Origin of the sequence: Caenimonas soli (assembly GCF_013155545.1) — a bacterium.
Classification (GTDB): Bacteria; Pseudomonadota; Gammaproteobacteria; order Burkholderiales; family Burkholderiaceae_C; genus Ramlibacter; species Ramlibacter soli.
The window spans coordinates 652222-670404 of sequence record NZ_JABJVV010000001.1 but is presented as its reverse complement, the minus strand read 5'-3'; the positions used below and the strand labels follow the sequence as shown (position 1 = coordinate 670404).

General features: G+C 66.1%; 20 protein-coding genes. 7 read left to right on the top strand and 13 right to left on the bottom strand.

What is annotated here, in order from left to right; all coding sequences use genetic code 11:
• Positions 1–89 precede the first annotated feature (89 nt).
• A complete protein-coding gene (locus tag HNE04_RS03345) occupies positions 90–497 on the top strand; it encodes a PXPV repeat protein (RefSeq protein WP_172216690.1) in 408 nt (135 codons plus the stop codon).
• 136 nt (positions 498–633) lie between these two features.
• Complete coding sequence (locus HNE04_RS03340) at positions 634–909, top strand: hypothetical protein (protein ID WP_172216689.1); 276 nt, start codon at positions 634–636, stop codon at positions 907–909.
• Between the two features lie 12 nt (positions 910–921).
• Here the strand turns inward: HNE04_RS03340 and HNE04_RS03335 are convergent, their stop codons facing one another.
• Positions 922–2133, bottom strand: a complete 1212-nt coding sequence (locus HNE04_RS03335; RefSeq protein ID WP_328700249.1) for an MFS transporter — start codon at positions 2131–2133, stop codon at positions 922–924.
• 138 nt (positions 2134–2271) lie between these two features.
• Between HNE04_RS03335 and HNE04_RS03330 the strand changes: the two genes are divergently transcribed.
• Positions 2272–3321 (top strand): lanthionine synthetase C family protein, encoded by a 1050-nt coding sequence (locus HNE04_RS03330; RefSeq protein WP_172216688.1) that lies wholly within the window; start codon positions 2272–2274, stop codon positions 3319–3321.
• Positions 3322–3323: 2 nt separating this feature from the next.
• Here the strand turns inward: HNE04_RS03330 and HNE04_RS03325 are convergent, their stop codons facing one another.
• Entirely contained in the window at positions 3324–4439 is a 1116-nt protein-coding gene (locus HNE04_RS03325) for an NADH:flavin oxidoreductase/NADH oxidase (RefSeq protein ID WP_172216687.1), read from the bottom strand.
• 114 nt (positions 4440–4553) lie between these two features.
• Here HNE04_RS03325 and HNE04_RS03320 point away from each other — a divergent pair, with 114 nt between their 5' ends.
• The gene (locus HNE04_RS03320) at positions 4554–5360 is read left to right on the top strand and encodes a transporter substrate-binding domain-containing protein (protein ID WP_172216686.1); all 807 of its coding nucleotides are present in this window, start codon (positions 4554–4556) and stop codon (positions 5358–5360) included.
• 18 nt (positions 5361–5378) lie between these two features.
• On the opposite strand, the gene HNE04_RS03315 is transcribed toward HNE04_RS03320, so the two are convergent.
• Both HNE04_RS03315 and HNE04_RS03310 read right to left on the bottom strand, forming a co-directional pair.
• Entirely contained in the window at positions 5379–6263 is an 885-nt protein-coding gene (locus HNE04_RS03315; RefSeq protein ID WP_172216685.1) for a hypothetical protein, read from the bottom strand.
• A gap of 106 nt (positions 6264–6369) precedes the next feature.
• The gene (locus HNE04_RS03310; protein WP_172216684.1) at positions 6370–7257 is read right to left on the bottom strand and encodes a class I SAM-dependent methyltransferase; all 888 of its coding nucleotides are present in this window, start codon (positions 7255–7257) and stop codon (positions 6370–6372) included.
• Between the two features lie 129 nt (positions 7258–7386).
• Between HNE04_RS03310 and HNE04_RS03305 the strand changes: the two genes are divergently transcribed.
• A complete protein-coding gene (locus tag HNE04_RS03305) occupies positions 7387–8073 on the top strand; it encodes a winged helix-turn-helix transcriptional regulator (RefSeq protein WP_207717402.1) in 687 nt (228 codons plus the stop codon).
• Here the strand turns inward: HNE04_RS03305 and HNE04_RS03300 are convergent.
• Genes HNE04_RS03300 through HNE04_RS03280 form a run of 5 tightly spaced genes read right to left on the bottom strand, consistent with a single transcriptional unit; the run spans position 8014 to position 14204 of the window.
• A complete protein-coding gene (locus HNE04_RS03300; protein ID WP_172216683.1) occupies positions 8014–9420 on the bottom strand; it encodes a four-carbon acid sugar kinase family protein in 1407 nt (468 codons plus the stop codon). The two genes, HNE04_RS03305 and HNE04_RS03300, sit on opposite strands and share 60 nt — an antisense overlap.
• Positions 9420–10697 carry a ribulose-bisphosphate carboxylase large subunit family protein gene (locus HNE04_RS03295; protein WP_172216681.1) on the bottom strand — a complete coding sequence of 426 codons (1278 nt, stop codon included), beginning with the start codon at positions 10695–10697 and terminating at the stop codon, positions 9420–9422. The genes HNE04_RS03300 and HNE04_RS03295 overlap by 1 nt, the downstream gene beginning before the upstream one ends.
• A 3-nt stretch (positions 10698–10700) precedes the next feature.
• Entirely contained in the window at positions 10701–11255 is a 555-nt protein-coding gene (locus tag HNE04_RS03290) for a VOC family protein (protein ID WP_172216679.1), read from the bottom strand.
• Between the two features lie 11 nt (positions 11256–11266).
• Positions 11267–13156 carry a TRAP transporter large permease gene (locus tag HNE04_RS03285; protein ID WP_172216677.1) on the bottom strand — a complete coding sequence of 630 codons (1890 nt, stop codon included), beginning with the start codon at positions 13154–13156 and terminating at the stop codon, positions 11267–11269.
• Positions 13157–13172: 16 nt separating this feature from the next.
• Entirely contained in the window at positions 13173–14204 is a 1032-nt protein-coding gene (locus tag HNE04_RS03280; RefSeq protein ID WP_172216676.1) for a TRAP transporter substrate-binding protein, read from the bottom strand.
• Positions 14205–14319: 115 nt separating this feature from the next.
• On the opposite strand from HNE04_RS03280, the gene HNE04_RS03275 reads away from it, so the two are divergent.
• Positions 14320–15372, top strand: a complete 1053-nt coding sequence (locus HNE04_RS03275; protein WP_172216675.1) for a LacI family DNA-binding transcriptional regulator — start codon at positions 14320–14322, stop codon at positions 15370–15372.
• Between the two features lie 30 nt (positions 15373–15402).
• On the opposite strand, the gene HNE04_RS03270 is transcribed toward HNE04_RS03275, so the two are convergent.
• Positions 15403–15834 carry a hypothetical protein gene (locus tag HNE04_RS03270; protein WP_207717401.1) on the bottom strand — a complete coding sequence of 144 codons (432 nt, stop codon included), beginning with the start codon at positions 15832–15834 and terminating at the stop codon, positions 15403–15405.
• An 8-nt stretch (positions 15835–15842) separates the two neighbouring features.
• Positions 15843–16067 (bottom strand): hypothetical protein, encoded by a 225-nt coding sequence (locus tag HNE04_RS03265; protein WP_172216673.1) that lies wholly within the window; start codon positions 16065–16067, stop codon positions 15843–15845.
• Positions 16068–16280: 213 nt separating this feature from the next.
• On the opposite strand from HNE04_RS03265, the gene HNE04_RS03260 reads away from it, so the two are divergent.
• On the top strand, positions 16281–16733 hold the full coding sequence (locus HNE04_RS03260; protein ID WP_172216672.1) for a YbhB/YbcL family Raf kinase inhibitor-like protein: 453 nt from the start codon (positions 16281–16283) through the stop codon (positions 16731–16733).
• An 8-nt stretch (positions 16734–16741) separates the two neighbouring features.
• Here HNE04_RS03260 and HNE04_RS03255 read toward each other — a convergent pair whose 3' ends face one another.
• Positions 16742–17404: a DUF2182 domain-containing protein gene (locus HNE04_RS03255; protein WP_172216671.1), complete on the bottom strand. Its 663-nt coding sequence runs from the start codon at positions 17402–17404 to the stop codon at positions 16742–16744.
• The gene (locus HNE04_RS03250; protein ID WP_172216670.1) at positions 17361–18176 is read right to left on the bottom strand and encodes a DUF899 domain-containing protein; all 816 of its coding nucleotides are present in this window, start codon (positions 18174–18176) and stop codon (positions 17361–17363) included. The genes HNE04_RS03255 and HNE04_RS03250 overlap by 44 nt, the downstream gene beginning before the upstream one ends.
• Positions 18177–18183: the final 7 nt, after the last annotated feature.

Sequence of the window (18183 nt, the reverse complement as noted above, 5' to 3'; positions counted from 1 at the left end):
ACCCAGCGGAAACACCAGCGGCGAATCTGTTCATCCTGCGTTCATGGAGCGGATTGCACCATACGCTCCATCAACCCAAGGAGCTAACCATGAACAACCTCATCTCCGCCAAACCCCTCGTTGCAGCTGCTATCGCGCTTGGCGCGGTCGCGGCGGCCTCCGCGGCGCACGCGCGCAGCGACGTGTTCGTTTCCATCGGCCTGAACGCACCCGTGCGCCACTTCGAGCCGGCGCCCGTGTATGTTCAGCCGCAGCCTGTGTACGTGCAGCCGCAACCGGCCTACTACGGCAACGGTTACTACGGCGACCGCTACTACGCTCAACGCCGTGGCCCGCACGGCGATGCGGACGGCGACGGCGTGGCCAACCGGTTCGACCGCGACTCGCGCTGGTTCGACCCGCGTGCCGCCTACCGCCACGGCGGCCGGCGCGATGCCGACCACGACGGCGTGCCGAACCGCGCCGACCGCGCGCCGCACAACCCGTACCGCTACTGATCGCGGCCGGCGGGGCTCGTCAGTAGTTGCAGCACGGCGCGTGAGGGATGTCCGACGTAAGGCGCAGCGCCTAGCCTACGGTCTCGCGAGACGCCGCGCGTGGTGCGCGAGGCCAAGTTGTGACCTAGCATGAATAATGTCCAAAATCCCGAAAGGCATTCCTCAGCCGAACGGCGACGTTCTTCTGCCCCGCCCGACCGTGGACTACATCGTCGCGGCCGTGGGCGAGGCGGCACAAGCATTCGCCGATAGCGATGGGCTGCTTGCGACCGAACACACCTGCATGCCCGACGGTGTTGAAGTCACTGGGGAACGCTTTGTAGAGATTGAGAACAGCGAGGTCATCGAAAAAATGAATAAGGTGGGCAGTCTCTTGAGCACTGACGAATCCGAGGATCCGTCTGAGGAATGAAGTCGGAGCTCGCTAAGGGAAGCTGATCTCCTCCGGCGGGCGCACGCGGCTGAACATGGCCAGGAGCAGCACGTCGTAGATGATCTTCACTGCCCCGCCCACGATCAGCGGCCAGCCGAAGCTGGAGATGCCAAGCAGATAGCCGGCCAGCGCGGGGCTGGCGGCCGCGGCCAGGCTGCGCGGTACCGAAGTCACGCTTGCCGCCGCCGCGCGCTCCTGCGGCGTGACGATGGCCATGACGTATGAGCTTCGCGTGGGCACGTCCATCTGCGACAACGCGCTTCGCACCAGCAGCAGGATGACGGCATAAGCCAGGTCGGCGCAAAACGGTATCGCGATCAGGCACAGGCTCGACGGCAGATGGGTGTACACCATCGTCTTGACCAGTCCGATGCGGCTGGCGATGCGCGCCGCCACCAGATAAGAGAACGCCGTCAGCAGGCCGGTCCAGAAGAAGATGGACCCGGCGGCCTCCATCGAGAGGCCGAAGCGCTGGTAAAGCCAAAGGGCGATCAGGGACTGAACCACGAATCCGCCGCCGAATGCGTCAAGGCTGAACAGCGCAGCCAGCACGTAGACGCGCTTTTTGGACGGGCCCAGTGCCGACGGCGCTTCAGCGGCTTGCATTGCGGGCCGTGACGGCAAGCCCCGATACAAGCCCGCCATCACGAGCGCCAGCAGGGCATAGAGGACGAACATGCCCTTGATGGCTGTCTGCGCCGGGACGCCCGCCGCTGGCGCGAGCAATCCGGGAATGGCGGCAGCCAGAGCCCCCAACGCTCCAAACAAAGTGCCGGTCAAGCTGTAGCGCGCGAACGCGGCGGTGCGACGCGGGCCTTCGACATTGCGGGCCAGCATCGCATGCTCCACCGGCATGAATACGCTGACGTCCCCGCCGGAGGGGTTCAAGGTGCCCACCAAGGCCACCAGCATCAGGGGCCAGAAGCTTTCCAGTGACGCCACACCCAAGCCCGTGAAAGCCATCAATGCGCAAGCGGCCAGCAGCAATGGCCGGTGGTGGAAGCGCGAAGCCTGGACACCAATGAGCAGCGTCAGGATCCCGGAGCCAAGCAAGGTGGTCGTGGCGATAAGGCCGACTTGAAAGGCCGTCAGCCCCAGATTGAGCAGGTAGACCGGCAGCAACAAGCTGACGAAGCCGTCGCCGAATCCACGGATGGCCTTGGCGGCAATGAGCCGGTTGAGGGGAGGGATTGGGTTGGACACGCCATGACTCCTAACTGGGCAACACCCTGATCAGGAGCAGCGCTTGGATGCTGGTGCATCTTGCGGCGGGGGGTCTGCTCATTCCCCCGATGAAGGGTATTGTAGCGGGGCTAGACTGCGCGCACAGGAGCACAGACGATGCTTTTCGCTGAGGACCGTCACGAACCCGCACCCGCCATGAAGTGGGACGAATCCCGTGCGCGAGACGCGATCCTGCGCATCGTGCGTGACACCGAGAATCGCTTTTCACCCGAGACGTTCCCGGCCTTGCTCGCGCCCAACAGGGCCCAGATGGGCATCGCCGATAGCGCTTCTTTTGGCGCGTACTTGATGGGTGACACGAGCATCCGCCTGCTGGAGTACTGGGTGACTCCGTCCGAGGAGTTGGCGTCGGAACTGTCGCGCCTCATCGACTCGAACAAGAACCATCCCGCCCGCGAATTGATGTGGGGGTCTCCCGGCACTCTGCTGGCCGCTCTGTTCATGCATCGGCGCACAGGTGAACCGAAGTGGGCGGACCTGTTCCGCGATACGGCGGCCATGCTGTGGTCGCAGTTGGAGTGGTCCGACAAGGAGTCATGCCACTATTGGACGCAGGACCTGTATGGCCAGCGCTCGACCTATATCGATGCGGTGCATGGTTTCGTCGCGACGGCGTCGCCCCTCATCCAGGGCCGCCATCTGCTGAAGCCCGCCGATTGGGAGCGCTGGCGTGAATGCATCGCGAACACGGTGCGGCGAACGGCGCAGTGGGAAGGCGAACTCGCCAGTTGGCCCCCGCGGCTTTCCTCGCCGCGGGGCGATCTCCAGCTCATGCAGTACTGCCATGGCGCCCCCGGGTTCGTCATCTGCCTGGCCGACTTTCCGGACGACTCGCTGGACGACCTTCTGATCGCGGGGGCGCAAGCCACCTGGGCGGCCGGACCTCTGAAAAAGGGCTCCAACCTGTGTCACGGCACTGGAGGCAATGGCTACGCCTTCCTCAAGCTTTACCGCCGCACGGGCGACGCCCAATGGCTGGATCGCGCAAGAGCGTTCGCCATGCGGGGCATCGAGCAGACTGATGCTGCCCGTGAGGCCTATGGGCAGATGAGGTATTCGCTGTGGACGGGCGATCCCGGCTTTGCCATCTATTTGTGGGACTGCATCCGCAGCGGAGATCGCTTTCCGACTCTCGACGTTTTCTAGCCTTATCTCTGCCCGAAACTAAGCCCCTCGAACAAATCCTTGTGCTCCCGCGGCTGCGAGCGCCAGTACTGCTTCGGCGCAAACACATGCGCGCCCAGCTTCGCGGCGGCGTGCCACGGCCAGCGCGGGTCGTACAACATCGCTCTGGCCAGTGAAACGGCATCCGCTTCGCCGTTCGCAATGATCGCTTCCGCTTGCTCCGCCTCGGTGATCAGGCCGACGGCGATGGTGGGCAGGCCGACGTCGGCCTTCACCCGTTGCGCGTAGGGCACCTGGTAGCCCGGGCCCAGCTTGATGGCCTGCTGCGGCGAGACGCCGCCCGTCGTCACATGGATGGCGGCGCAGCCGCGCGCCTTGAGCGCTTGCGACAGCGCCACCGTTCCGTGGATGTCCCAGCCGTCCGGCACCCAGTCGGTCGCTGAAATCCGCATCCAGACGGGCTTGCCTGCGGGAAATGCGGCCCGCACCGCGTCGAACACCTCCAGCGGAAAGCGCATGCGGTTCTCCAGGCTCCCGCCGTACTCGTCGTCCCGCTTGTTCGCGATGGGCGACAGGAACTGGTGCAGAAGATAGCCGTGGGCACCATGCACCTCGATGCCGTCGAACCCCAGCCGCGCGGCGCGGCGGGTCGCCTGCACGAATTCATCGCGCACGCGACGCAGCCCGTCGCGGTCCAGAGCCATCGGCGTGTCCTCGCCTTCGGCGTGCGGCACTGCACTGGGCGCTTCGGTTTTCCAGCCGCCGGGTTCATCGGGAGGGATCTGGGCGCCGCCTTCCCAAGGGCTCCGGCTCGAGCCCTTGCGGCCCGCATGCGCAAGCTGGGTCGCCAGTGCGATAGGCGAATGGGCTCGCACCGCCTTCAGCACGCGGGCCAGCGCCGCCTCGTTCTCGTCGGAGTACAGCCCGAGGTCCTGCGGCGAAATTCGGCCCCGCGCCGACACCGCCGTCGCCTCCAGGATCAAAAGGCCGGCGCCGGACAAAGCCAGGTGGCCCAGGTGGATCATGTGCCAATCGGTGGCGGAGCCTTCTTCCGCGGAGTACTGGCACATCGGCGCTATCACGATGCGATTCGGCAGGCGCAGCTCGCCCAACGACCAAGGCTCGAAGAGGCGACTCATCTGTGAAACTCCTTGTTGTTCGAATCCCCTGAAGGCTACCCCAGAGCGATCACCTCTGCTGCGGCTGCGACCTAAAATCACACAGAGACGGACAGTAACTCCACGGAGGCTGAAATGCGTCATTCCCATTGGTTTATTGCCGGGATACTTGGGCTCCTGCTCGGCGGCTGCGTCAGCACTCAGACGGCGCCCACTGCAGCACCCACTGCGGAAACGCGGCAGGCACTGGTGCCAACGGGTGCGCTCCGTGTGGCATTCCTTTCGGGAGTGCTCTATGCGACCAAAGATTCCGCAACGGGCGAGCTGAAGGGCGTCGCAGTCGATCTTGGAAAAGAACTCGCCCGCCGCGTCGGTGTGCCGTTCCAACCGGTGCTGTATCCGAACCCTGCTGCGATAGTCGCTGGGGCGAAGTCTGGCGAATGGGACATCGCGCTGATGGGCATTAATGCCGAGCGCGCGGCGGCGATGGATTTTTCCGCGCCTTACATCGAGGTCGAGCAGGGTTACCTCGTCCGCCCCGGCGTGCCTATCCTCACAAGCTCCGACGTGGACAAACCAGGCATCCGGGTTGGTGTAGTCGAAAGGGGCGGTGCCGACATGCATCTTTCAAAGACGCTGAAGAATGCTTCGATCGTCCGCACCAAAACTGTGAGCGACCTCGACTCCCTGTGGGGATCGGGAAATGCGGACGTGATCGCCGCGACCAAGACGTTCCTGTTCGATACGGCGGCAAAGCACCCGGGCTCGCGAGTTCTCGATGGCCGGCTTCTTGTCGAACCGATCGGCATGGGCGTTCCCAAGGGGCGTAACGCCATCGCTGCTGCGTATGTCTCCAAGTTTGTCGAACAGGCAAAGGCGGCGGGCTTGGTGCGGTCCGCGGTCGACGGCGCGGGCCTCCGCGGTGTGATCGTGGCGCAATAGCATCCGCCTTGAGTCGCGCTATGCCGGCGGCTGGACGTCCGCCGCCGGCTGTCCGGCCTCCCGTCCCGATCGTTCAATATCCTGAGCCGCGCCGCTCGCAACAGCGTTGCTCACCGCGGCTTCAGGATCCTTCTCCAGCTTGGTGAGCGACATCTCGAAGCTCTTCAAGCCCCAGTAGGCGGCGAACACCCAGATCTCTGCCATCTCCAGGAAGAACATCGCGGGCGTTTGCTCGTGACGCAGGAGGTAAACGGCCAAGCCGCCGATTGCGCCCACGATCAGCATCGACAAAGCGATACCGCGGTAGAAGGAACGGAATTGCCCTTCGGTCAGAGGTGGGTCAGGCGGCAGATACTCCAGGGACTTGCAGGCGCAGAACCACGCCACGATGAACAGGAGCACGAACAGTCCGGTGGCTGCCATGTAGTGGTACGGCAGGCCAGGCTGTTGCTCGACCGCCCACTGTTCTATGGCGGGGCACTGGGCAAACAGCTGCACCACGCGCGGGTAGGGATCGTCCGTTCCGAGCCGTTCTGGAACCATGGCGACCACTGCGGCGCAGATCGCGGCGCCGTTCAGCAGGTAGTTCTCCAGCACCGTCAGGCCTTTGTACAGGTAAAGGCACGCCCCTATGGCGATCACCACGCCGACGAATAGAGATCGCATCGGAAAGCTTGCGCACTGCGTGGCATCGGCCGCCCAGAAGTAGGAACTCATTGAGGGTTGCAGGGGCAGTCCGTGGACGAAACGGCCCCATGCCCACAGCAGGATGGGGAGAGCAAATGCCAATACGGCAAGGCCCAACCGAATAGAGAGGTAGGTGTCCGAGAAATGCTGCCAAAGGGCACGTGCATGTCGCGGGGGCGGCGTGTTCATGTCCTTCAGGGCGGGTAGTGCATTCATCGGTCGTGGGATCCTTTGCTCTCTTATGCTCCCGCGAAAGCACGTGTGTTGGCAGCGCCTGTCAGAGTTGACAGGGGCTCACGGGTAAACACCTATGCCCTGCTGATCAGCGCGTGCCGCTGCCGATCAGCATCTCGCACGGTCCGACGAATCCGCCTTCGCTCGTCTCGAAGTGTGCCAGCGTGCGCTCGATTTCATCCCAGGTGCCGGCCCGTTCGTCTTCGCCCATGCCCGCCATCATCTGGAGCAGTGCGCCGAAGGACTCGCGCTCGAAGCGCACGCATTCCGCCGCCGTGGGCAAGCGCACAGGCGAGTCGACCTTGTCCACCTTCACGTCGCGAAAGCCGGCCTGTTCCAATGTGCGTGCGAGGACGCCTTCGCCACCCAGTGAGAAAGGCCCTGGCTGACCCGGCAGCGGCGGCGGCAACTGCGCGCGTCGGCGGATGATGCCGACCGGCAGGGCGAAGAAAGGGTTCTTCTCCGGCGTGGAGTACACCACCGCGGCGAAGCGGCCGCCCGGCCGCAGGGCGTGGCGAATACCGGCAAGCGCGCGTTGCTGGTCGGGGAAATAGATGAGCCCGACGCGCGAAATCGCGGCATCGAAGGATGCCGCAGGCAGCATGTCGTGACGCTCACCGTCGAGCTCGCGGGTTTCGACATGGGCCAAGCTGGCCTTTTGCGCGGCGGCCTTCGCATAGCGCAGGATGGCGGGCGAGATGTCGGTGGCCAGCACGTGGCCTGTGGGCCCGACGCGGCGTGCTGCCGCGAGCGTCTGCTCGCCGGCGCCGGCGGCGATGTCGAGCACGCGTGAACCGGGGCCTATGTGCACCGCGTCCAGCATGGCTTCGGTTGCCGGGCCCAGCCAGCGGCCCAGCAACGCAGACCAGCGGTCCCACGCTTCGGCCGCGTTCTCCCATTGGGCACGGGTGGTCTGGCGGAATTTGTCCGCATCGAACGTCGCGGGAACTGTCGGGGAGGAAACGGTTTCAGCCATGGTGGTGTTCCTTGCAATTGCGGCCGGCACGACATGCGTCGGCTGGCGCAAAGGTAAGGCTGGTGCCCGGGTCGCTCAAGTCCAGAATCTGGACTCCTCACGCCGGCTGCGGCGGCGTAGACTTCATCCATGATCGACTACATGCAGTTCTGCACGGTGGCCCGCGGCGCCGAGGTGCTCGGTGAGGTGTGGACGCCGCTGGTGGTGCGCGAGTTGCTCTGCGGCAGTTGCCGGTTCAACGACATCCACCGCGGCGTGCCGCGCATGTCGGCCACTCTGCTGAGCCAGCGGCTGCGCAAGCTCGAGGCGATTGGTGTGCTGGAACGGCGCCGGGCCGATAAAACTTGGGAATACCACCTCACGGCCGCAGGCGAGGAATTGCGGCCGATCGTGGTGGCCCTTGGTCACTGGGGCGCCCGCTGGATCGGCAGTCGCCTGCGGCGCGAGCAGCTCGATGCCGGCTTCCTGATGTGGGACATCCGCCGTTTCGCGCTCGTTGACGAATTCCCCGCCAGCCGGCGGACCGTGGTGCATTTCCGTTTCCGCGACGGGCCCGCGGCAGAGCGTCTGTGGTGGCTGGTGGTGCAAGACCGTACCGCCGATCTGTGCCGCGATGACCCCGGCCACGACTTGACGGTGATCGTCGAGTCGACCGTGCGCGCCTTGACCGAGGTCTGGACCGGCGACAGCGATCCAGCGGATGAGATTAGAGGCGGCGAGCTGGTCGTGCAGGGAGCCGGCCGGGCGGGGCAACTCTTATGGCGCTGGCTGGGACGGAGTATGTTCGCACCGACGAGGATGGCCGTGCGGGGGTAAGGGATCTCCAAGCAGCCTTTCGAACACGTCCTCGCTGCCCATCTGCCCGCCCTTGAGCATCAATTCCATGCCATCGAGCGCCGGGTCGTCGCTATGGGTCACGCTGACGCATACGCCGGCGCCGAGCGCAGCGCGATAGGACAGGCCCCAAACGCCCAAGGCCTTGACGGCCAGGCTGGAAGTGTCGCCACCGGCGATGCCCATGCGCCGCAGCGGTGCGCCGCGCACGGCCTGGCCATCGACGATGGCCTTGACGCAGCGCGCGGTGGCCCGCGCCAGCGCAGCCGACTTGCTGGTGTCGGGGGGATTGCCATTGGCCGATGCGGTGTAGGCCAGCACATGCCGGCCCGCCAGCAGATGCCGGCTGATCTCGGCTTGCACCTTGGCCGCATAACCCGGCGAATCCAGCAACTCGCCGGCATCCAGCGCGACCTGCTGGAATGACTTCGCGGCCCGCACCTGCCTGGCTGTGATGGGCGAGAGGCTGCCGGCGAAGACAAAGACCGGGCTCTTGGCCGGCTGCAGGCCTTGGCCATCCCTTGGGGCGCACTGCTCGGGCGCGGGCATCTGCCCGCTTTCCTGCCAGTGCGCGATCAGTGCCTGCGCCACACCGCTAGGCCCCACGGCCAGCAGCGGGCTTTGCTGCGCCTGCTGCCAGATCAAATTTCCTATCGCCGCGAGCTGCGCCGGTTCGGTGACGTCGAGCAGCACGGCGGCGGCTCCATCCAGCAGGCGTCGCAGCACGCCTTGCTGCGCGTCCTGGTTCTCGGCGTACACCGGATAGTGCAGCCCGGCCACCGGCTGCAGGCCTTGCAGTGCCAGGTGGCGCCGCAGGTCGGCCTCTTTCATGGGCGTCATCGGGTGATTGCGCATGGTGGGGTGCCGGTCGATGCGCTCCACGGCTGCGCCGCTGCCGGCGGCCGCGAACAGGTTGCTGAACGCGCAATAGCGGCCCAGGTTCGGCTGCCCGCCGACGACGGGGACAAAGGCGTTGCGCACATGGCGGCGCAACACGCGCACGGCCACGCCGATGCTGCCGACTTCCGGGGCGCTGTCGAAAGTGGAGCACACCTTGTAGTGCAGGACACGGCTGCCCAACGCGGCGAAGAACGCACCAGCCGGCTCCAGCTCGGCCTCCATGGCCGCCGGCGCCATCGAGCGGGATGCGCCTGCGATGCCCACGGCATGGAGCGGCCCGCCCAGCGCATGTGCCGCCGCGGCCTGCTGCGCTCCACCGGGCACGCCCATGAACAGCATGGCCCGCAGGCCGGCCTGGGTGAGTACCGCCAGCGTGTCCGTGGCGCCGGTGAAATCGTCGCCGTACCAGCCGAGCAGGGGAGCGGACATCAGGTCTTGCCGAAAAACGCGATGGCGTTTCGCAGTTCGGGTGAGCGCAGGGCGCGTTGCGCCAGCGGTTCGCCTTGCTGCGCCGCGTCCCAGGCCTGCTGCAGGCTGGCCACGCCGGCCGCGGGCCCATCCGGGTGAGCCAGGATGCCGCCGCCGGACATGAACAGCAGGTCGTTGCTGCGCACGCTGTCCCAGGTGGCTTGCACGGTGCCCGCCCACTGCCCGTTCGAAAAGGCCGGCAGCACGCGATCGTCCACGCCATCGGCCAGCGGGCGCAAGGTGTCCCGGGCCGACTCGATCACTTCGTCGTCCGTCTGCGAAAACTTGCCCTGCAGGCCGTGCACGTGCATGTGGTCCACGCCGGCCAGGCGCCACAGCGCCTGCCAGGCCTGGAACGAGAAACCCAGCAACGGGTGGCGCGAGAGCGCGCCATAGCCGTTGCGGTGCCCGTGCAGGGCCAGCGATGTGTGGCGGCGCAGCGTTTGGATCGCCGAGTAGCCGCACCAGTTGAGGCTGGCCATGACGCAGGTGCCGCCTTCCTGCGCCACCAGGTCCGCATGCCTTCGCATGGCATCGGTTTCGTCGGTGATGTTGAAGGCCACCATCACCTGCTTGCCGGTCTTGTCGCGGTGGGCGCGCACCCGCCGCATCACCGATTTCACGCGCTCCTGCAGGGGTGCGTGCGCCGGATTGGCGCAGACTTCGTCGTCCTTGATGAAGTCCACGCCGGCCGCGCACAGCCGCCCGGCCAGCTCGCCCGTCTCCTCGGCGGAGAGGCCCACGTTGGGCTTGATGATGGTCCCGATCAGGGGCCGGCCGCGCACGCCTGTCAGTTCGCGCGTGCCGGCGATGCCCTGCGCGGGCAGGTCGAATTGCTTTCGATAGGCGGCGGGCAGCTGCAGCGACTCCAGCCGCAGGCCTGTCACTTCGCCCAGGTCGAACAGGTTGCCGGACACGGTGGCGGCCAGCGTGGGCAGGTTGGCGCCGACGTTGCTCACCGGAAAACTCACCCGCAGCCGGGCCCGCCGCCAGGTCTGCGGTTGCTGCAACATGCCGCGCCGCTGCATCCAGCCATTGGGCAGGCTGGGGCCATCGGCCACATCCAGCAGCTCGACGGATTCGACATTGGCGCGCGCCCGCTCGCGCAGCGCATCGGATTCCCCCTCGACGCGTGCGAAGGTGCCGCAGGACTGCTCGCCGGCCAGCACCTCTGCCACGTGGGCAGGGTCCAGCGGTGTCTCGATCAGGTAGCTTGCCGTGAAGCGATCACTGGGCATGGGCTACAGCGTGTTCAAGTCGGGAAACGGCCGCACGGGGTCGCGTCCGTCCCAGTCTTGCGCGGCCTCGCGGATCAGCTTGAAGAGCTTGCCCTTGGGACCCGCCACTTCGGACAGCTCGACCACCGTGCCGGGGTGCAGCCCGGGGTGGGAGCTCTGGTCCTCGAAATACACGAAACGGCCGTTCTCGCCGACTTCGCCGCCCATGCAGACCTTGAAGCCTTGCGCTTGCGCGCGCGCCAGGTCGGCATCGAAGCTTTCGGTCCAGTAGGCGAAGTGCTGCGCGCCCTGGTGGCCGGCACGGATGAAGTCGCGGTACATCGAGGGCACGTCGTTGCGCACTTGCAGCAGTTCCACCTGCAATCCACCGGCGTTGGCCAGCGCCACCGAGTTGTGGGGCTCGTAGCGTTCGCCGCGGTAGGTGTAGTTGCGAATGGGAACGCGCGGGTTGTAGAACCAGGGGCCCACGCCCAGGACATTGGCCCAGTAGTCCATGGCGGCCTCGATGTCGGGCACGAGGTAGGCCACCTGGCGAATCTCGCCAAAAAATCTGCTCATTGATCAATACCTCAAGTCTTCAGGAAGCCGATGGAGATCCACGGGATCGCGGCGACGACGACCAGGCCGGCCAGCAGGGCCAGGATGTAGCCGCCGATGTGCGGCAGGCCTTCGTCGGGGTGGATCTTGCTGATGGCACAGGCGCCGTAGTAGCCGACGCCGAAGGGTGGCGCGAACAGGCCGATGCCCATCGCGAAAATCACCACCATGGCGTAGTGCACCTCATGGATGCCGACGGCCTTGGCGATCGGGAACAGCAGCGGCCCGAACAGCACGATGGCCGGAATGCCCTCGAGCACGCTGCCCAGGATCACGAAGGCCACGATGGAGATCGCCATGAAACCGATCGCGCCGCCCGGCATCTTCTGCATGATGCTGGCCAGATCCTGCGAGAAGCCCGACTGGGTCAGGCCCCAGGCCATGGCCGTGGCGCAACCCACGATGAAGATGATGGCGCCGGTGAGCGAGGCCGTTTCCACCAGCATGGGCTTGATGCGCTTCAGATCGAACTGGCGATGGATGAAGACGCCCACAGCCACCGCATACACGATGCCGATGGTGGAGACTTCAGTGGCGGTGGCCACGCCTTCCACCACGGCGGCGCGGATGACGAAGGGAAGGGCAATCGCCGGCAGCGCCACCAGCAGGAAGCGGCCGATCTCGCGCTTGCCATAGCGCCGCACCTGCGACAGGTCCTCGCGGCGGTAGCGCCACCACACCACAGCGCACAGGCATGCGCCCACCACCACGGCGGGCAGCAGGCCGCCGGTGAACAGCGCGGCGATCGAAACGCCGGTGACCGAGCCGATCGTGATCAGCACGATCGAAGGCGGGATGGTTTCGGTCTGGGCGCCCGTGGCGGACAGCAGCGCAACCAGGTCGCCGGGCTTGGCGCCGCGTTTCCTCATCTCGGGGAAGAGCACCGGCGCGATGGCGGCCATGTCGGCGATCTTGGAGCCCGAGATGCCCGACACCAAGTACATGGCGCCGATCAGCACGTACGACAAACCGCCCTTCACGTGCCCCAGCAGGCTCGCCAGGAACTGGATCATGGCGCGGGCCATCCCCGTCATTTCGATCAGCGCGCCCAGAAAGATGAAGAGCGGCACCGCCAGCAGGATCAGGTGCGACATGCCCTCGTCCAGCCGCCCCACCATCACCAGCATCGGCGTGCGGGTCGTGAGCGCCAGGTAGGCGAAGGTCGCCAGCGCGAAGGAGAACGCGATGGGCACGCCGGCGAACACGCAGGCGCCGACGATCACCACGAAAAAGATGATGAGATTGAGCTTGCCCAGCGGTGCCAGTACCGGGCCGGCCACCCAGAACAGCAGGCAGACCGCCGCCGTTGCCGCCAGGGCGATCCCGATATGCCGCAGCTCATGGAAGCGGAACAGGCGCAGCAATGCCACCACCGCCATCAACCCCAGGCCGACCGGAATGGCACTGGCCCGCCAGGCATTGCTGAGCTCCATGGCCGGACTCACGACCGGCATCTCTTCGTAGGCGTATTCGAAAGCCGGCCACATCACGAGGGCCAGGAAGGCCAGCGGAATCGTGAGCGCCAATGCTTCGAGCAAGGCCGCCGTTCGCGGCTTGACGCGATTGACCAGGCCGGTCATGCGCATGTGCTCGCCGCGGCGCAGCGCGACCACGGCGCCCAGCATCGAGAGCCAGAGGAACAGCACAGAGGCCAGCTCGTCCGACCACACCAGCGGCTTGTGGAACACGTAGCGCGTGATGACGCCCGCCAACAGCACGAATATTTCCACCAGCACCAGGCCGGCGGCGGCCGCTTCGACCGTGGCGCCCAGGCCGCTGTCGACGCGCCGGGCCGCGGCGCTGAGGGGATTGTGCGGCGGCGCGAGGGCTTCCGCCGCGTCTGGCGTGAGGGAGTGCGTCATGAAGGACCGGGCGTTGTCAGGCGAGCTTGCCGACGGATTGCTCCAGCAGGCCCCAGGCCTCGTCGCCGAAGCGGCCCTTCCATTCGGCATAGAAGCCGGCTTCGCGCAGCTTGGCGCGGAAGCTGTCGGGATTGGTCTTGTTGAACACCAGACCCTTGGCCGCCAGGTCGGCCTGCAGGGTTTCGTTGAGCTTCTTGATGTCTTCGCGCTGCTTGACGCCGGCGTCGTTGATGGCGCTGGAGACGATGGTCTTCAGGTCGGCCGGCAGGCCTTCCCAGGTGCGGCCGTTGGCGATGAACCAGAAGCCGTCCCAGATGTGGTTGGACAGCGAGCAGTGCTTCTGCACCTCGAACAGCTTGGCGACCTGGATGATGGGCAGCGGGTTCTCCTGCGCATCGACGATCTTGGTCTGGAGCGCGGAATACACCTCGCTGAACTGCAGGCTGGTGGGCGAGGCGCCCAGGCCCTTGAACATGCTGATGGACAAGGGGCTGACCGGCACGCGGATCTTCAGGCCGTCCATGTCCTTGGCCGCGGTGATCGGCGACTTGCTGCTGGTCATCTGCCGGAAGCCGTTGTCCCACATCTTCTCGAAGGCATGCAGCCGCATCTTGCCGATGGCGGCCCGCACATGGGCGCCCACCTTGCCGTCCATCGCCGACCAGACCTGGTTGTAGTCGGCGAAGGCGAAGCCCGTGGCGTTGATCGCGGCCACCGGCACCAACGTGGCGATTACCAGCGCGGAGGGCGTGAAGAAGTCAATGCCGCCGGATCGCACCTGGGCCAGCATGTCGGTGTCGCCGCCCAGCTGGTTGTTGGGGAATATCTTGATCTCGACGCGGCCCTTGCTTTCCTTGGCGATGCGGTCCGCCGCTTCCTGGGCGCGTACGTTCAGCGGATGGCTCACCGGCAGGTTGTTGCCGTACTTCAGCGAGTACTCGGCCGCGTGGGCAAAGCGGGGCAGCGCGGCGGCGATGCCGGCGGCAGGCAGGGCGCCCAGTTGGCGCAGCACCGTGCGGCGCGAAGGTTGCGTGAGGTTCGAGGGCATGCATTGTCTCCTGTTGATCTGACGGCTTCTGAGGGTTTCTGATGTTGGGGCGATTGTCTCTGCCCTCGGATGACGATAGAGTAGGCAGGCATGGCCGCATCGTCAAACCGGCTGAATGAGGTGTTTTGAGGTGAGTCTGCCCCGCATGGAAGAGGTCGCGCAACGAGCCGAGGTCTCGCTGGCCACCGTGGACCGGGTTCTGCACGGCCGCACCGGCGTGCGGGCTTCGACCGTGCAACGCGTGATGCGCGCCGCCGCGGACCTGGGCTATGTGGCGCAAGCCGAGGCCTGGGCCGCGATGGCGCCCAAGCCCTTGCGGCTGTCTTTCCTGATCCCCGAGGGCCCCAACCGGTTCCTGCGCATGCTGGGCGACTTGATCGGTTACTCGCACGAGCACTGGGCGCCATTCAACGTGCGCTGCCAGGCAGAGTACGTGGAGAGCTTCAATCCGGAGGCACTGGCGCGCCAGTTGTTGAAGCATGGCAAGAAATGCGACGGCATCGCCTTCATGGCGCTGGAACATCCGATGGTCCGCGAAGCGGTGGCGTCGTTGGCCGAGCAAGGCGTGCCGACCGTGACGTTGATCTCCGACCTGTCCAACTCCAGCCGCGCCGCCTACGTCGGCCTGGACAATCGCGCGGCGGGGCGCACGGCCGCCTACCTGATCGCACGCTTCATGGGACCGGCCGCGCGCGGGCGCCATCCCAAGGTGGCGATGATCGCCGGCTCGCTGAGCTACCGGGCGCATGAAGAGCGCGAAGCCGGGTTTCTGCATCTGTTCGAAGAGCAGTACCCGGGGGTCCATGTGGTCGGCGCTCGCGAAGGGCAGGACGACGAAGAGAAGAACTACCGGCAGGCGCGCACGCTGCTGGAGCAGCATGGCGACCTGGCCGGCATCTACAACATCGGCGGCGGCGCCGCAGGGATTGGCCGCGCCATCAAGGAGGTGGGCGCTTCGCGCAAGCCGGTGTTCATCGGGCATGGCCTGACGCCGGACACGCGAGCGCTGCTGATCGACGGCACCATGGACGCCGTCATCACCCAGAACCCCCAGGGCGCCGTGATGAACTGCGTGCGCATCTTCGCCAACCTGCGCGATGGGCGCGAGCCGACTAGCGGCGTCGAGCAGGTCAGAAGCCAGGTGATCTTCCGGGAGAACCTGCCCTAGCTGCTGCGGTACCGTATGTGAGACCGCCGGTCAGTATTGAAGCGGATACGGCGCCGCATTCTCCAGAAACATCGTCTCGTCGGTTTCGATCCACAGCTTCTGCGCCAGCATCATGTCGTAGACCGGAACGCGGCCGAGCGGATGGGCACAGAGCCGGCTGATCACGCGCCCGCTGGAGTCAAGCGCGTCCACGTTGCCCGAGTGCCCTTCGCGAATGCGATAGTTGAACCTCTTGCCCTTCACGTAGAAGCAGCGCTTGGCGAGCAGATCGCGCCGCTGCTGCGGCGTGAGGGCCCTCTCCAGCAACACCCTGGCTTTGGCCTGTGCGGCCTGATCGGGGAGGTGGTAGTCGTTGAGCGACGGACCCAGGAATTCCCACGTGGTCGCAAGCACAGTCACTTCCGATGCCACCCACCCGCCCTCGGCCTCGACATGACGGCGAAAGGCTCGGGTCCACCACATAGCCATGGTCACCCGGCGACGATTGGCGGGACTGCGATCATGGTTTCGACCTTGGCGTCGAACTGACCCAAGGCAATGCCACTTTCCCCGGCCGGTTGCGAATACACCAGGTACCCGCGCTTCTTGACGGCGTCGAAAATCGCCTTGGCCGCCGCAACCTCGCTGGGGCTATCGGGCTGCCAGGTTACTTCCTTGTCGCCACTCGAGTCCATCACTGATAGCTTGCATCTCATGTTGCTCTCCTGCTACGCGGCCATGCACGTCATGGTCACCGCCAATGATGATTCTGATCACTGGCGAAGGCAAGCGCCGGTAACGCACGGCAAGCTTGGTGCCGGGTAGCTTCAGCGATTACGAAAAATGTCCCGATTGACCCGCTGTTTGTCGAGCTGGGGCCGCGTTTGCGCACCGGCGCGCAAAGGCGTAGATTGAAAGAGGAGGCTCTCATGGAACTCTCTTCTTCCAGCATCGTGGGCGGTCGGATCCAGAAACCCCACGCCTGCCGCGCCAAGGGCGGAACGGATCAGCCGGTGCAGCTCACCATTCGCGGCGTGCCGGCCGACACCAAGTTCATCGCGATCGTCGCCGACGACCCCGACGCGGTGAAGCCCGCCGGCAAGGTGTGGGTGCACTGGAACATGTTCAACGTCCCGGCGAACGGCGATGTGACCATCGCCGCGGGCCAGCAGCTTTCCGGTGACGTCGGGCAGACCACGGGCGGCGGGCGCGGCTACGAAGGAATGTGTCCGCCCGATGGGGTGCACGCCTATCGCTTTGCCGTGTTCGCCTCGCGCGACAAGCTGCAGGTCGACACGCGCACGCCGTGGACCATCGATGCGTTCGAGGCGAGGTATGGCGCTCAGGTGCTCGCAAAGGCACAGGTCATCGGAAAGTTCTAGCTCGGCGTTTACGCGAGCCAGACCGCTCGCGCGGTCAGCACCAAGCCTGCCCCCACTGAGACGGCTCCGACGGCGCGGGCGACGCGCTCACCCGCCGGCGCAAGACGCTCGGCGGTAATGGCTGCCGTGACGATCGCCATCGCGCGCAGGTCCATGACGCCCATGACAAGGAGGATGGCCGTCAGGCCGGCGCACGAGTAGCAGCAGTGCAAGCCCAGCCGCACGCCGTGGCGCCATGCCATGCCGACGTTCGCGGGGAACGCAAGGTCCCGTCCCGGTGCTTGCCGGCAGCAAGCCAGGTGATGCGCCTTCCACGCCGTGAACTGGAACGCGCCGGCGAGCAGCACGACCATCCCCGATGACACGGGAACGGCGCGCGCCACCGCCGGCATCTGCATGGCGGCTTCCGCGAGCGCAGCGCCCAGCGCGAAGATGCTCAGCCCGAGCACGGTCCATACGACAAAGTAGCCCGCGCCTACCAACGTGCCCCGTGCCAGCCGATAGCGCCACAGCGTGGGCGCCAATGACGGCAGCATCATCGCCACCATCATTGCGGCCCACATGCCGACGAAGGACGCCGCTGTGCCGGCCCAAGTCTGGCCGCACATCGGCATCCACAGGTTGTGCTCAGGCACAGCACGCCGCGCTGGCGGTGCGCGCCGGCTCGTCATACTCGTCGTGACGGCGCCACCAGATGCCCGTCTCGTTGCGTCCCATCGGGGCGCGGTCGAGCCACGGGTACACGCCCCACAGCGCGTCCAGTCCACGTGCGTAGGTGGAGTAGGTGTGGTAGATCGCGCCGTCCTCGCGCACGAACGCGCTCATGCCCGGTCTCTCTCGCGTGTACGTGGCCACGTCGGTTCCGGTCGTGGCCGCGATCTCGGCGACGGGTCCCTCGCCGCCTTTCGTCAGCGAGTCGCCGATCCCGCGTAGCGTCCACGCCGGCTCGCGCCGGTAGTTGTAGTCGATGTCGCCCTTGCGCTGCTGCGCTTCCGTGAACGTGACGTTGAAGTCGGCGTTGAAGTCGCCGGCGGCCGAGGACGCCCAGGGGAAAGTCCAGCCCATCCGCTGCTTGAACGCCTGCAGCTTCGCGAGCGGCGCCCGCGAGACCGCGCAGAGTGTCACGTCATGGTTGGCCAGGTGCACGGCGAACCCATTGAAGCCATCCGCGATCATCGAGCAGGAGGGGCAGCCCGCCGTGTAGTCGGGCCCGAACATGAAGTGATAGACCAGCAGCTGCGAGCGCCCCTGGAACAGGTCCGCCAGCGAGGCGCCGCCTTCGTCGGTCTCGAACTGATATCTCTTGATGATCCGCACCCACGGCAGTTGCTGGCGTTGCCGCGCCAGCTCGTCGCCGCGCCGCGTCAGCTCCTTCTCCGCAGTGAGCAGCTCGAGCCGCGCGGCCATCCATTCTTCGCGTGTTCCGGTCCTATGTGTCGTCATCGCCATC

What these genes read in the sequence shown, in the direction of transcription:
- HNE04_RS03315 (WP_172216685.1), bottom strand. Translation starts at nt 6,263, where the DNA reads ATGAATGCACTACCCGCCCTGAAGGACATGAACACGCCGCCCCCGCGA.
- HNE04_RS03260 (WP_172216672.1), top strand. Translation starts at nt 16,281, where the DNA reads ATGGAACTCTCTTCTTCCAGCATCGTGGGCGGTCGGATCCAGAAACCC.
- HNE04_RS03295 (WP_172216681.1), bottom strand. Translation starts at nt 10,697, where the DNA reads ATGCCCAGTGATCGCTTCACGGCAAGCTACCTGATCGAGACACCGCTG.
- HNE04_RS03345 (WP_172216690.1), top strand. Translation starts at nt 90, where the DNA reads ATGAACAACCTCATCTCCGCCAAACCCCTCGTTGCAGCTGCTATCGCG.
- HNE04_RS03280 (WP_172216676.1), bottom strand. Translation starts at nt 14,204, where the DNA reads ATGCCCTCGAACCTCACGCAACCTTCGCGCCGCACGGTGCTGCGCCAA.
- HNE04_RS03305 (WP_207717402.1), top strand. Translation starts at nt 7,387, where the DNA reads ATGATCGACTACATGCAGTTCTGCACGGTGGCCCGCGGCGCCGAGGTG.
- HNE04_RS03320 (WP_172216686.1), top strand. Translation starts at nt 4,554, where the DNA reads ATGCGTCATTCCCATTGGTTTATTGCCGGGATACTTGGGCTCCTGCTC.
- HNE04_RS03290 (WP_172216679.1), bottom strand. Translation starts at nt 11,255, where the DNA reads ATGAGCAGATTTTTTGGCGAGATTCGCCAGGTGGCCTACCTCGTGCCC.
- HNE04_RS03330 (WP_172216688.1), top strand. Translation starts at nt 2,272, where the DNA reads ATGCTTTTCGCTGAGGACCGTCACGAACCCGCACCCGCCATGAAGTGG.
- HNE04_RS03300 (WP_172216683.1), bottom strand. Translation starts at nt 9,420, where the DNA reads ATGTCCGCTCCCCTGCTCGGCTGGTACGGCGACGATTTCACCGGCGCC.
- HNE04_RS03340 (WP_172216689.1), top strand. Translation starts at nt 634, where the DNA reads ATGTCCAAAATCCCGAAAGGCATTCCTCAGCCGAACGGCGACGTTCTT.
- HNE04_RS03310 (WP_172216684.1), bottom strand. Translation starts at nt 7,257, where the DNA reads ATGGCTGAAACCGTTTCCTCCCCGACAGTTCCCGCGACGTTCGATGCG.
- HNE04_RS03250 (WP_172216670.1), bottom strand. Translation starts at nt 18,176, where the DNA reads ATGACGACACATAGGACCGGAACACGCGAAGAATGGATGGCCGCGCGG.
- HNE04_RS03265 (WP_172216673.1), bottom strand. Translation starts at nt 16,067, where the DNA reads ATGAGATGCAAGCTATCAGTGATGGACTCGAGTGGCGACAAGGAAGTA.
- HNE04_RS03325 (WP_172216687.1), bottom strand. Translation starts at nt 4,439, where the DNA reads ATGAGTCGCCTCTTCGAGCCTTGGTCGTTGGGCGAGCTGCGCCTGCCG.
- HNE04_RS03275 (WP_172216675.1), top strand. Translation starts at nt 14,320, where the DNA reads ATGAGGTGTTTTGAGGTGAGTCTGCCCCGCATGGAAGAGGTCGCGCAA.
- HNE04_RS03255 (WP_172216671.1), bottom strand. Translation starts at nt 17,404, where the DNA reads ATGACGAGCCGGCGCGCACCGCCAGCGCGGCGTGCTGTGCCTGAGCAC.
- HNE04_RS03285 (WP_172216677.1), bottom strand. Translation starts at nt 13,156, where the DNA reads ATGACGCACTCCCTCACGCCAGACGCGGCGGAAGCCCTCGCGCCGCCG.
- HNE04_RS03270 (WP_207717401.1), bottom strand. Translation starts at nt 15,834, where the DNA reads ATGTGGTGGACCCGAGCCTTTCGCCGTCATGTCGAGGCCGAGGGCGGG.